Genomic DNA, 12,799 nt, shown 5'->3' on the forward strand with positions numbered 1-12,799 from the left:
CCAAGCGCGGCGTCCGCCGGGAGGTCAGGCGCCGAGGCCGAACAGGCGACGGCCGTTCTCCCGCGTGCGGCGAATCATCTCGTCAGGTGCCAGCCCATGCAGGCTGGCCAGTTTTTCCGCCACGTGGACCACGTGAGCTGGCTCGTTGCGCTTGCCCCGGTGAGGGACCGGCGCCAGATAGGGCGAATCCGTCTCGACCAGCAGACGGTCCAGCGGCACTGAGGCCGCTGCCTGCTGCAGGTGATGGGCATTCTTGAAGGTCACCGGACCCGCAAACGAGATGAACATCCCGATGGCGACACATTCCCGGGCAAACTCAGGCGAGCCTGAAAAGCAATGCATGACCCCACCCACCTCCCGATTCAAGTGGTTGGTCAGGATGGCCAGCACATCCGCGTGACTGTCACGGTCATGCACGATGATGGGTTTGCCGAGTTCCGCGGCCAGTTGCACCTGGGCGGCAAAGGCCTCACGCTGGATCTCACGGGGCGGCTCCGGATAGTAATAATCCAAGCCCATCTCGCCGATCGCCGCGACCTTGGGATGAAGCGCCAGGGCCCGCAACGCGTCGATGGCCTGCGGGGTCCAGCTGGCCGCCTCGTGCGGATGCACCCCGACGGCCGCCCAGACGTCAGGCTCCCGCTCGGCCAGGGCCAGCACGCGCGGCAGGTCAGGCAAGGAGATGCCAGGCACCAGCATCGTGCCCACGCCCCCCCGCCGGGCTCGCTGCAGCATCTCCTCCCGGTCGGCGTCGAAGGCCGGCACATCCAGGTGGCAGTGCGTGTCAAACAGCAGCTCCACGGGCGCTTACTTCTTCTTGGCCCCGGCCTCAGCCAGCGCATCCTCGATGCGAGGATAGACCGGCCCCGCCTTGCGCGTGCGCGTCCCGGAAGTCAGCCCTCCCCAGGCCAGATCCGACAGGCGCTGCTCGTCCAGCGGCCTATCGAGGCCCAGCTGGTCCCACATCTGGGCCGCCAGCGCAGGAATGAAGGGACTGACGAGGATGGCCACGCCTCGCAGCGACTCGAGCACGCCATATAGCACGCCGGCCAGCTTTTCCCGCTCACCCGCCTTGGCCAACGCCCAAGGGGCCTGCACGTCGATGAATTTGTTGACCGCATCAATCAGGCGCCAGATCGTTTCCAGGGCTTCCTGAATCTCGTAGCCCGCCATGTGGGCTGCCACCTGCTGCTGCGTGTCACGGACCCGCGCGGCCAACTCCGCGGTCAACGCCGGCAAGTCGTCCGGCACGACCCCGTCAAACTGCTTCTCCAGCATGCCGAGGGTGCGGTTCAGGGCGTTGCCGAGGTTATTGGCCAGGTCGGCATTCACCCGCACCTTGAACAGGTCAAAGGTGTAAGCGCCGTCCTTGCCATAGGTGATCTCCCGCATCAGGTAGTAACGCAACGCATCGGCGCCATATTGGGTAGCCAGGGCATTGGGCTCCACCACGTTGCCAAGCGACTTGCTCATCTTCTGGTCCCCGATGCTCACCCAGCCGTGCCCGTGAATGGTTCTGGGCAGGGGCAAATCGAGCGCCATCAGGATCGTGGGCCAGATGATGCAGTGGAACTTCATGATGTCCTTGCCGACGATGTGAACGGCCGCCGGCCAGTAACGCTGGAAGGAGGCCTCATCCCAGCCCCAGCCGATGCCCGTGAGGTAATTCAACAAGGCATCGATCCAGACGTAGATGACCTGCGACTCATCGCCCGGAACCGGGATTCCCCAGCGCACCTTCTGGCGCGAAACGGAGACGTCCGGGAAGCTGTCGAGCAGGTTGAGGATCTCGTTGCGACGGCTTTCCGGTTGAATGAACTCGGGATGCGTGTCGATGTGGTGGCGAATCCGGTCCCGGTAGCGCGAGATTCTGAGGACATAGTTCTCCTCGGAAAATGGCTGTGGCGCGGCGTCGTGGTTGGGGCAACGGCCGTCAATCAGGTCTCGTTCATTCTTGAACTCCTCGCACCCGGCGCAATACAGGCCCTCGTAGGTGGCCTTGTCCACGTCGCCCTGAGCCACCAGACGCGCGAAAGCCGTTTGAACGGCCTGCTCGTGGAAGGCGTCGGTGGTGCGAATGAAGCGATCGTAGCGAACCCCCAGCGTCGCCCAGGTCGACACGAACTGAGGCGAGATCCGGCCCACGAAGTCGCGGGGCGAAATGCCCTCTGCAGCGGCGGCTTTCTCGATCTTGACGCCATGTTCGTCGACGCCCGTCAGAAAGAAGACGTCCTCTCCCAGCAGGCGATGCCAGCGGGCCAGCACGTCAGCGGCGATCTTCTCGTAAGCGTGCCCCAGATGCGGGGGGGCGTTGGTGTAGTCGATCGCAGTGGTAATGTAATAGGGCGTGGCCACGTCGCGCTTCCTCACTGATTCGGTGCTAGACCGGGGGCAGAAGAGCTGCCCTGCGCGAGCCTACCAAATCGTGGGGGCCATGGCAAACCGCCCGGCGCGTGATCTCGCCCCCTGACCGCCCCCTCACCCCAGGGTTTTCGAGGCCCCCCTCCATGACGGCGAATTTACCTCGCTTTCGCGACAAGGCCGGACGTGTGGTGTCCGACTATCCGTTCTTTCTCGTGATCGACCCGATCCTCAACCAAGGACGCATCTATCCCGATGAGACCAGCATCGCCGAAGACCTGAACGCGCAGGAATGGCCGGAGGCGCTTCGCGCCGACACCGTACTGTCCGGTCTCACCCAGCGGGGCTGGCAGTTTCATCACCTGCGTTCCGATGCCGATTGGCTCGATGCCTTGCGACCTTATTTCCTGGTCACGGATGCCCAGCTCCAGGAGGCCCTTGCCGCCAACTGGGTTTCGGCGGATTTCACCTTTCCAGGAGCCGAACACGTCTGCTGGGAGGCCACCACGGTCCAGCTTTACACCGACGGGGCCGAGTTATTCCAGCTGGGTGAAGCGGTGGTCCTGCGCGCGGATACGCCGGACGCAGAGACGTTGAGGACCTTCGTGCTGGCCTGGCTCAACGACTTCGCTCGGCGCGTGGCCGGTGACCTCAAGCTTCCGCTGACCCGCCGGCCTTCGGCGCTCGGACCAGGCTGACGCCGCGCTGGTCAGTGAAGGGTCACGGCCGCCGGAATGCCCTGGCCCTGGAGCTGGCGGGCGGCAGCGCCGGCGGCGCTGGGGTTCCGATAGTTGCCGACATAGACCCGGCTCATCCCGGCGCTGTGGCCCGTGTAGGACTGAATGCCCTGGGAACGCAACTGGCTGACCAGCAAGGCGGCATTGTCCGGATTCGAAAAGGAGCCGACCTGGACGCCGTAGCGGCCGCCCTGCGGGCGAGCGGAGCGCTGGTGGGCACGGCGGCTGTGCGGCTGGCCTTGACCGCCACCCCACGGAATGTAGGAGGAATGCCCCGGAATCCAGGGGGTGCTGCGATAGCCCGGCGCCGTGTACCGCGCGTGCCAATGACCCCGACCGGGGGCCTTCCGCGCGTAACGGGTCGCCTGGGCCATCCGCTTCTTGGCGTAGCGAGAGGACAGGCGGTAGGCCCGGGCCTGGCTCCTGGCATAGCGCCCTCCCGGAGCGCGCTGCATAGCCACCAGGCGAGGCTGGCCAAGGTAAACCCGGCTCATACCGGCGTGTCGCAGCACAAAGGCGGGCCGCCCTTGGGCTCGCAATTGCTGGACCAGCCGGGAGGCGTTATCGGGATTGGCAAAGGAGCCCACCTGCAACCCATGGCGGCTGGGTACCCCCGCGATGGCAGCAGCGGCACGTCCCCCCGTTGGCCGAGGGGCGGCCTTCGGGAGCACCCGCGTCACGGGTTCTACCGGTTCGATGTCCTTTGGCTCTTCATCGGCCTTCGGAACAGGCGGAATCGTGAAGGTTGGCTTGGGCTTGGGGCGGGGCGCAGGCTTGGCGGGCGCCGTGTCCGCGGGGGGGGCCGCCGCAGGCGCCCCCTCCCCGGCAGGGGGCGCTTCATTGGGAGGCGGGGCTTCCCCTTCGCCGGGCGCAGGCTTGCCCGCCGTCTTGACCGGCGCACCCCCTTGTTTGGGCTCGGAAGGCGGCGGAGGGGCTGCCTCATCCGGTTTGGCGGGGTCAGCGGCAGGCTCGGAGGCTGGCGCGGGCGCCTGGGCAACGGGGTCAGCTGGCGCCTCTTCGGGCGACGAGATGCTGTTGACGATCTCGTCCACCACCTCCGGAGCAAACACCAGCATGGCGTAGTAGCCACCGCCACCAAGGAACAAGAGGGCCGCAATGCCAATCAGGGCACTCTTGACCCAGTTTTTCGAGCCAGAGGGCTTGGCGGAAGCGCCCTCTTCATCTTCCTCCTCGTCGTCCTCCTCCTCCTCCTCGTCGTGCTCGTCATCGCCCTCCTCGCCGTCCTCTTCTCCGTAATATTCGTCCTGGTCCTGATCGTAATCAGGCACGCTGCTGACGAACTCAGGCGAATCGGGACGGCGATTGAAAAACACGAAGGTCCTCCTGGGAGAGCCGCCAAAACCCGTTTATCAGAGCACGGGGCGCGGGTTGAAGTTCCGTCGACGGGCCGGTCCGGCCCCCGGTGATGTGACACGCAAGCGCGACGGAAGGATTATACCCCGTCCCCACCCGCCCATGCCCGAACGACCGGACAATTCCGGCATGAACCGTGAAGGTGTGCCTCGTACCGCACGGCGCGCCCGACGCGTGCTACCCTAATGCCACCAGCCCATCGCTGAACGACCGCCCTCGCCCAACCCCAGGAAGCCGCGCGTGACGTTGCCATCACCGATTGCGCTCTATGACTCCGGCCTCGGAGGGCTGTCTGTTCTGCGCGTGCTGACGGCGCGCCTGCCCGGCGAGTCGTTTCTTTATTTTGGCGATACGGCTCGCGTGCCCTATGGGCCCCGTCCCGCCGCCGAGATCGTGGCCTTCAACCTGCAGATCGCCGACTGGCTGGTTGCCGAAGGGGCCAAGTGCCTGGTGGTGGCCTGCAACACCTCCTCGGCGTTGGCCCTCACCCGGCTCGAAAATGAGGTGTCCGTCCCGATCGTGGGGCTGATCCAGGCTGGCGCGGAAGCCGTCGTCGACGCCGCCCCCGACGGTCCGATCGGCCTGATCGCCACCCAGGCGACCGTGGCCAGCGGTGCTTATCAACGGGCGATCGCCGCCCGGGCCCCCTCCGCCCCGGTGCTGGCGCAGGCGTGCCCCGCCCTGGTGCCGCTGGTGGAGTCCGGTGCCTGGGCCGGCCCCGAGGCCCACGAAGCGCTGCGTGACTGCCTCGCGCCCTTTCTTGCGACCCCGCCCCGCGCCCTGCTGCTCGGATGCACCCATTACCCTCACCTGGCGCCCCTGATCGCATCCTGGCTACCCGGCGTGCCCCTGATCGATCCGGCGATTCGCCTGGCGGACCACGTGGAATCCGTGCTGAGCACGCGCGGGATCGGCGCCTGCCGGCCGGCCGTGCCCCCGTTGCGCGTCACGGTCAGCGGGGACGCTCAGCGATTCCGGGCCGAGGCGGAACGGCTGATTCCGGGACTGGTTTCCGAAGTGGAGCGCGTCACGCTGCCGACGCTGGCAGCTGGTCGGCCGTGAGCGGCTACGGGCGTCACCGCATGGGACGTGGCCGGAAGGGGTATATAGGGTTGAACCGACCTGCCTGCTTCATCAACGGAGTTTCCGTGCGCGCCCCTCGTCTCGCCCTGACCGCCCTGCTGGGCGCCGCTGCCTCGCTGGCCCTGACGGCTTGTCCGATGCAGATCGTGATCTTCCAGGTCAACCTGGAAAATCCCAACTTGCGGGTCGGCGAGCGAACCATGGTGCGCCTCGAAGCCCAGGTGGGATGGTTTCGCCAACCGTTCTTTTACTATCGCGCGGAGCGCGGCCGGCTGGTCGGCCTGAATGGGGAAACCGCACCGCAAGGCGGCTACCTGCGCGCGGGTAACCAGGTCTGGTACCACGCCCCCTACACGGCGAGTTATCCCTCGGCGGAGGGCATCCGACAAAACGACACGATCGAAATCATTGCGCAAGATGGCCCCTACACCACGCGCACCCAGCGCGTCGTGACCATCACGGGCTCCACCGTGGTCTTCGCCAGCACCGACAACAACGGCCCCAACGGGACCTTGATGACGGCGATCGACAGCGGCGGCGGCCAGATGCAAAGCCAGCCGCAACCCCTGCTGGACCTGAGCAAGCAGCCCATCAAGGGCTCCTCGCCCGTGATCTCGCCGAACGGGGAGCGCATCGCCTTCGTGTACTACCCGGGCGATGGCACCAGCAAGGTGGCCATGCGCGACGCGGCCGGCCAGGTGTTGTATCTGACCAACTTCAACCGGGGCCTGGCCCTGGACCCCTCCTGGAGCCCGAATGGCTCCTACCTGCTGTTCGCCAGTAACCACGCCGACGACTCGGCCGGCACCTATGACATTTACATGATGAACGTGGATCAGAACAGTGGCGGCGGCCGCGCCATCACGCGCTTGACCAGCAACACCTGGGATGAGCGTCATCCGGCCTGGAATCCACTGCCGACGGCCCCGGAAGACCGGATCATCGCCGTCTCGGCCCGCGCCAATAGCATGAACACCCCGGGCGACCGGACCCAGAACTGGAACATCTTCCTGATGAACCGGCGGGGAACCTACACCCGGAGTGTCAGCGACATGCAGGGGGACGGCAGCAACTGGGCGGTGGAGCCGGCCTGGCATCCCAACGGTCAGTTGCTGGCCTATACCCGCTTTGGTCCGGTCGTGAACTACCAGAGCGGAGCGAACAAGTTCCAGCGCATCTTTGTGCAGGACCTGGCGCAAAGCACGGCCATCACGCCGCTGAACATCTCCAATACCGACCCGATGGGGCGCGAGAGCTCGCCGATCTGGTCGGTGGACCGGCTCAATACCCTTTACTTCTTGCGCACCGAGGCCAACTCGCCCAACATCTCGCGCATTTTTCAGACCCAGTACCTGCCGGGCAACGTGGGCGGAAACACCTTCCCACCGCAGCTGGTGGCGCCATTTCAGAGTTTGATGTTGCCGCTGACGCTGGTGGGGGGAACCAATCGAGACATCTCGGGGTTCCACCCGCTGGACTGGCGTTGACCCCTCCCCCAGAAAGGACAGGCCTTGTCACTCCGTCTTGCTCGCATCCTGTGCTTGTCGATGCTGTGCCTCACGCCTGCCTGGGACCAGGCCGCAGAGGCGGCTCCGGTCCCGCTGACCATCCTGCACACGAACGACACCCACGACCATCTGGAAGCCTTCGACACCCGGCACGGCAAGGGGCTCGGGGGAATCGCGCGGCGCGCCAGCTTGATCCGTCAGGTCAAGAAGGAAAACCCGGCCACCCTGGTGCTCGACGCCGGAGACGTGTTCCAGGGAACGCCCCTGTTCAATTTTTTCTCGGGGGAGCCGGACTTCATCACCATGAAGCAGGCAGGCTATGACGCCATGGCCGTGGGCAACCACGACCTCGACAACGGCATCCAGAACCTGCTCACCCAGTCACGCCATCTGGATCACCCGCCCCTGGCCATCAACCTCTATGACCCCAAAGGTCAGCGCTACTTCCCGACCCATCGCATCTTCGAGCGAGGGGGGCTGAAAATCGCCGTGGTGGGGGCACTCGGTCGCAACGCCTTCGAGGCGGTGGCCGCGCCGCGTCGCGCCGGGATCACCTTCAAAGACCCGGAGCCCGAATTGAAGCACCTCGTCCAGAGACTGCGCAGCCAGGTGGATCTGGTCGTGCTGCTGACCCACATCGGGCACGAGGAGGAGGTCAGCCTGGCGAAGGCGATGCCTGACGTGGACCTGATCGTGGGCGGGCATAGCCACACCAAGGTTGAAAAGCCCGTGGTGGTGAAACATGCCAAGCGAGACACGCTGGTGGCCCAGGCCTTCCAGTGGGGCGAATTCATGGGTCGCATCGACCTCCAGGTGGAGGGGGGACGGATCGTGCGTCATGAGGGACGCCTGCTGACGGTCGGCACGGAAATCCCGGAGGACCCCACGGTGGCAGCCACCGTGGCTCATTACGCGAAGCAGATCGCGACCCAGATGCAGGAAGTGGTGGGACGGACGGCTATCGAGTTCAGCAACAGCCGCAAACGCGAGGGGGACACGCCGATTGGCAACCTGGTGGCGGACGCTGTCAAAGAGGAGACCGGCGCTCAGGTGGCGTTCATGAACAGTGGCGGCATTCGCGCGCCGCTGCCCCAGGGGGATATCACGCGCGGCATGGTGTTCTCGATGCTGCCTTTCGAGAACACCCTGGTGACGTTTACATGCACGGGCGTTCAGTTGCAGGCCATTCTGGACTTCGCGGCCAGTCGCAACGGCAAGAGCGGGAGCCTGCAGGTGGCTGGGCTGCAGTACGAGGTCGATGGCGAGCGCGCCAGGGCTGTTCAGGTGGAGGGCAAGGCCCTTGAACCTGGTGCCGTCTACCGCGTGGCCACGATCGACTACGTGGCCCAGGGCAATGATGGCGCCGACGTCTTCCGGAGCGTGTCGGAGGTGGTCAATACGGGCACCCTGGTGCGGGACGCCTTCATGCGTTTCATGAAAAAGCGTGCCGGAGCCGTGGAGGCTCCCAGCGGTGGCCGGATTCGGAAACGCACGCCGGCCACGGCCTCCTGAACTCGCCCACAGATAGGAGCGAGGCGCCCCCAGGCCGCCGAGGCCTTCTCGCCCGCTCGATGGACTCAGGCCGTCCACGGAAGTGGGGGGCGCAATCGGGTGTTCGGACGACCGGAGCCGGTGCCGGGGCCTCCCTCACGCCTGAGGGGCAGCCGTGGGATTGGCTCCCGATGCATCGAAGGGGCTGTTCGGCGCGGAACTGGATCCCTCCGTTCCCCCGCCAGGCCGCGCCACACCGGAGCTTCGCTTCCATGCCCCGGCGGACTTTCGCGCGGCTTTGCGGGCCTTGCCCTTGGCCACTTGCCGAGCGGTGGGAGCCTTCTGGCCAGACTTCTTGGCGGCCCCCTTCTTCTCCTCCGTCTTCGCCCGCCCGCCTGACGCCTCGGCCTTGCCAGGCTTCTCTTTGGACGCGCCGCGTTCGGCACGGGCCGCCGCGCGCCGGCGGGCGCGGACCTCGTCGACGGGTTCGGGCGCGCGCAACTCTCCAAAGGCGTAAACGGCCGGTTCGAATGACAAGCCGAGCGCTCGCTCGAGCACGCTGAGCAGGCGAGTTTCAGTCGGGTCCACCAGGGTGATCGCCAATCCAGCACGCCCCATGCGTCCCGTGCGTCCGACGCGATGCACGTACTGCTCCGCCGAACGCGGCAGATCGAGGTTGAACACGAGTTCACAGCCGCCCAGGTCGAGGCCGCGGGCCGCCAGTTCCGTGGCCACCAGAAGCTGTAACTGGCCGCCACGGAAGGCCCGCATGGTTTCCGTGCGCTGGAGTTTGCGCAGTCCGGCGTGCAACCCGGCCGCCCGCACCCCATGATGAACCAGCTTCGCCACCAGCCAGTCGATGTCTGCGGCCCGGTTGAAAAAGGCGATCGCCCCCGTGGGCGCCAGGTGATGCAACAACTTCCGCAAGGTGGGGAGCTGATCACGCTCCGGCGTCACGAGCACCTGGTGCCTCAGCGTCGCTGGCAGCGTCAGTTCGGTGGCGAGGTCGACCACGACCGGCTCCGACAACAGACCGGCCAGCCAATCACGCGAGGCCGAGCTCAGGGTGGCTGAGCAAGCCACCACCTGACGCCCCGAGGGCGCCGCATGAAACAGAGACACCACGTCGGCACGATGGGGCGCTTCAGCCAGGTGATCGGCCTCATCCAGAACGATCGCCCGAACAGCTGATAGCGTCAAAGCCTGACGACTGACAAAGTCAGCCACCCGCCCCGGTGTTCCCACCACCACTTCCGGGGCACGTTTCAGCGCTTCGCGCTGGCGCTCTGGATTGGCGCCCCCGATCAAAGCCAGAACGGCCCCTGGGCGCTCCCCCCAGAGCAAACGCACCACGTCACGCACCTGCACGCCCAGCTCTTGGGTGGGCACCAGGATCAGCAAGCGCGGCGCGGCGGGGCGACCTGGCACTGGCGGAGGAGCAGAAGGCAGGGACTCCAAGCGCTTCCAAAGCGGCAGCAAATAGGCCAGGGTCTTGCCGCTACCGGTTTGCGCGCTGAGCAAGAGGTGACGCCCCTCCACCAGCGGCGTGAAGGACTGCGCCTGCGGCTCGGAGGGGGTTTCGATGCCCTCTTGTAGCAACAGGTCGCACAGCGCGGCAGGAAGGCCCAGTTGGTGAAAGGTGGTCATAGCCAGGGATGGTACCACGCCGCTCCCTCGCTGCGGGAAGCGTTCCCCTGTGGCCTCCGGCTGGCTACAATGGCGGCATGTTGCGTGCCCCGCTGCCCCCCTCGCCGGCCGGCCCCCCCGCGCCGGTCGAACGCCGGCTGGCCATCGACCTGTTGCGAGGCCTGGCCGTGGTGGTGATGGTGCTGGACCATCTGGTGGGACATTCCTGGTTCCACATGCTCACCCTCGGCACCCTCTACATCACCGCGGCCGAGGGCTTCGTGCTGTGCTCGGGGCTGGCGCTTGGCTGGCGCAGCCGCGAAAGATTCCTGCAAGCGGGTCACTGGGGGGCGATCTACCCGGTGCTGCGACGCACCCTCGTGGTCTGGGGTTGTGCCAGCGGAAGCCTGCTGGCCGTCGGAACCCTGGCGATGCTGGTGCCAGGAGCAGGCCGGCCGGCCTTCACGGACGCCCCACCGGCGTGGGGCGAGCTGGCCCGCGCCGCGCTGTCGCTTCAGCTGGCCCCCCCGTTGCTGGACATCCTGCCGATGTACGTGGGGCTGCTCGGGCTGACCCCACTGCTGATCGCCGGATGTGCCCGTGGCCACTGGCCTTTCCTGGTGCTGGCCAGCCTGCTGGCCTGGGGCTGGAACTGGTGCGACCCCTATGCGCTGTCCACGCCCCCCCTGGATCGAGATGGGCGAACCTATTTCAGCCTGGCATCCTGGCAGATCATCTATGTCGGTGGGTTTCTGGTGGCCTGGTACGGCGAGTCCCTGAAGCGACGCTGGGCCTGGGTCCCTCCTCACGGCTGGTGGCTGAGTTTGGCGGTGATCGGCCTGAGCCTCGCCGTGGCCTCCTTCCACGACAGCGATGTGAGAAGCTGGCCGCTCGAGGCGCCGGAACGGGCCACCTGGCTTGCGGCGACTGATCGCAGCCTGCTCGGACCGATCCGCTTGCTGGCCGTGATGACCTACTTTCCCCTGCTCTCGGCAGCCCTCTCCTGGTTGACGGGGTTTCCATCCACCCACTGGCTGCATGAGGGCTTGCTGCTGCTGGGGCGAAACGCGCTGCTGCTGTACATGCTGCACCTCCCCCTGGTGCTGTTCTGGAGTCAGGCGATCGCCCCCTGGCTGGGGGGCCGGGTCTGGTTGACCAGCCTGGGCCAAGCCGCCGCCCTGCTGCTGTTATGGGGGTTGGTGCGGCAGCGACACCGGTATCGCGCCAGAGCCGGCGGGTGAGCGGAGCCGTTCCGGGGCAGGCGAGGCGAGTCCGAGCCCTGGTGTCGCGCCCTCCAGGCCCGCCTCACAAGCAGAAAGGGGCGCCCCGAAGGGCGCCCCCAAGAACCATCGCGACGAATCGCGCGTGGCCGCTTACTGCTGGGTGATGGCGCGACCGACGTTGATCCGGCCGTGGCCGAAGTACTTGTCGAAGCCCTTATCGCCCAGGTCATCCGCGGTCTTCTCGATCCGCTCGCGGATCTGCGCCGCCGTGAAGGAAGGGTTGGCGCTCTTCACCAGAGCGGCCAGGCCGGCGGTGTGCGGGCAGGCCATCGAGGTGCCCGAGAGGGTGCGATAGCCGCCGCCAGGAACGGTCGACAGGATGTCGGAACCGGGCGCGCCCACCGAGATGTGCTTGCCGAAGTTGGAGAACGAGGAACGCACGTCGCCGCTGGTGGTGGCGCCGACGGCCATCACACCAGGCGCAGCAGCCGGGTAGCTGGGACGCTCGGAGTTGTTGTTGCCCATCGCGGCCACCACCAAGGAGCCCTTGTTGATGGCGTGCTTGACGGCTTCATCAATCACGGCCGAGCTCTGAGGACCACCCAGGCTCATCGAGATGACCTGGCAACCCTGGTCAGCAGCATAGATGATGCCGTTGGCCACACCGGCGTACGACCCGGACCCGCTCTTCGACAGGACCTTGACCGCGACCATCGAGACCGCCGGAGCCACCCCGACGACGCCACCGTTGCCCAGGCCGGCGCCGACCGAACCGGCGCAGTGGGTGCCGTGGTAGTGGTCGTCGAACGCATCGTCGTCGTTGTTGACGAAGTCCTTGCCCTTGGCGACCCGGCCACCGAAGTCGACGTGCTTGTGGTCGATGCCGGTGTCCACCACGCCCACCTTGACCTCAGGCGAACCGGTCGTGACGGCCCAAGCCTTGGCGGCGGCAATCTTTTCCATGCCCCACAGCTTGCCGAGCAGTTCGTCATCGGCCTTCACGCCGAAGCCCATCCGCGGGGCCAGGTTGCCGTTGTCGATGATGCGGGCAATGTAGTTGGGCTCCGCGTAAGCCACGTTCGGGTCAGCCTTGAGGGCGCTGATGGTCTGAGCGGCGTTGGCGGTCTTCACCACCACGGCTTCGATCCGCTCGACCTTGGAGACGGCCTTGAGGCCCATCTTCTGGAGCACCGACTGGCGGCCGCGGGCGTCGCGGAACTTGACGACGACCTCACCGGGCACCGCTTGCGCCATCATGTCCCCGGAGCGGGTGTTGGCGAGGTTCAAGCCGTTCGGCGAAACGCCGCAGCCGACCAGAGCGAGAGTGGTGACAGTGGCGGAAGTCATCAGGACGACTTGCTTCATGCCGTTCTTCATTGAACTTGTTTCTCCTCGT

Annotated in this window: 10 protein-coding genes; 5 read left to right on the top strand and 5 right to left on the bottom strand. The window is 66.4% G+C overall.

Features of this window, described 5'->3' with window-relative positions:
* Positions 1 to 24 precede the first annotated feature (24 nt).
* Positions 25 to 801 (bottom strand): TatD family hydrolase, encoded by a 777-nt coding sequence (locus tag VKP62_01345; protein ID MEB3195826.1) that lies wholly within the window; start codon positions 799 to 801, stop codon positions 25 to 27.
* A 6-nt stretch (positions 802 to 807) separates the two neighbouring features.
* Positions 808 to 2,355, bottom strand: coding sequence for a methionine--tRNA ligase (gene metG, locus VKP62_01350; GenBank protein ID MEB3195827.1), 1,548 nt, complete (start codon positions 2,353 to 2,355; stop codon positions 808 to 810).
* 152 nt (positions 2,356 to 2,507) lie between these two features.
* Between metG and VKP62_01355 the strand changes: the two genes are divergently transcribed.
* The gene (locus VKP62_01355; GenBank protein ID MEB3195828.1) at positions 2,508 to 3,059 is read left to right on the top strand and encodes a hypothetical protein; all 552 of its coding nucleotides are present in this window, start codon (positions 2,508 to 2,510) and stop codon (positions 3,057 to 3,059) included.
* 11 nt (positions 3,060 to 3,070) lie between these two features.
* On the opposite strand, the gene VKP62_01360 is transcribed toward VKP62_01355, so the two are convergent.
* Positions 3,071 to 4,432 carry an SPOR domain-containing protein gene (locus tag VKP62_01360; protein ID MEB3195829.1) on the bottom strand — a complete coding sequence of 454 codons (1,362 nt, stop codon included), beginning with the start codon at positions 4,430 to 4,432 and terminating at the stop codon, positions 3,071 to 3,073.
* Between the two features lie 280 nt (positions 4,433 to 4,712).
* On the opposite strand from VKP62_01360, the gene murI reads away from it, so the two are divergent.
* The 3 genes from murI (at position 4,713) to VKP62_01375 (ending at position 8,575) form a co-directional block, all read left to right on the top strand.
* Complete coding sequence (murI, locus tag VKP62_01365) at positions 4,713 to 5,534, top strand: glutamate racemase (GenBank protein MEB3195830.1); 822 nt, start codon at positions 4,713 to 4,715, stop codon at positions 5,532 to 5,534.
* An 86-nt stretch (positions 5,535 to 5,620) separates the two neighbouring features.
* Positions 5,621 to 7,042: a hypothetical protein gene (locus VKP62_01370; protein MEB3195831.1), complete on the top strand. Its 1,422-nt coding sequence runs from the start codon at positions 5,621 to 5,623 to the stop codon at positions 7,040 to 7,042.
* A gap of 24 nt (positions 7,043 to 7,066) precedes the next feature.
* Complete coding sequence (locus tag VKP62_01375) at positions 7,067 to 8,575, top strand: 5'-nucleotidase C-terminal domain-containing protein (protein ID MEB3195832.1); 1,509 nt, start codon at positions 7,067 to 7,069, stop codon at positions 8,573 to 8,575.
* Between the two features lie 135 nt (positions 8,576 to 8,710).
* On the opposite strand, the gene VKP62_01380 is transcribed toward VKP62_01375, so the two are convergent.
* The gene (locus VKP62_01380) at positions 8,711 to 10,201 is read right to left on the bottom strand and encodes a DEAD/DEAH box helicase (GenBank protein ID MEB3195833.1); all 1,491 of its coding nucleotides are present in this window, start codon (positions 10,199 to 10,201) and stop codon (positions 8,711 to 8,713) included.
* A gap of 77 nt (positions 10,202 to 10,278) precedes the next feature.
* Here VKP62_01380 and opgC point away from each other — a divergent pair, with 77 nt between their 5' ends.
* Entirely contained in the window at positions 10,279 to 11,421 is a 1,143-nt protein-coding gene (opgC, locus tag VKP62_01385) for an OpgC domain-containing protein (GenBank protein ID MEB3195834.1), read from the top strand.
* Between the two features lie 132 nt (positions 11,422 to 11,553).
* On the opposite strand, the gene VKP62_01390 is transcribed toward opgC, so the two are convergent.
* Entirely contained in the window at positions 11,554 to 12,768 is a 1,215-nt protein-coding gene (locus tag VKP62_01390) for a S8 family peptidase (GenBank protein ID MEB3195835.1), read from the bottom strand.
* Between the last annotated feature and the right edge of the window lie 31 nt (positions 12,769 to 12,799).

The sequence above is a fragment of the Candidatus Sericytochromatia bacterium genome (genome assembly GCA_035285325.1).
Classification (GTDB): Bacteria; Cyanobacteriota; Sericytochromatia; order S15B-MN24; family JAQBPE01; genus JAYKJB01.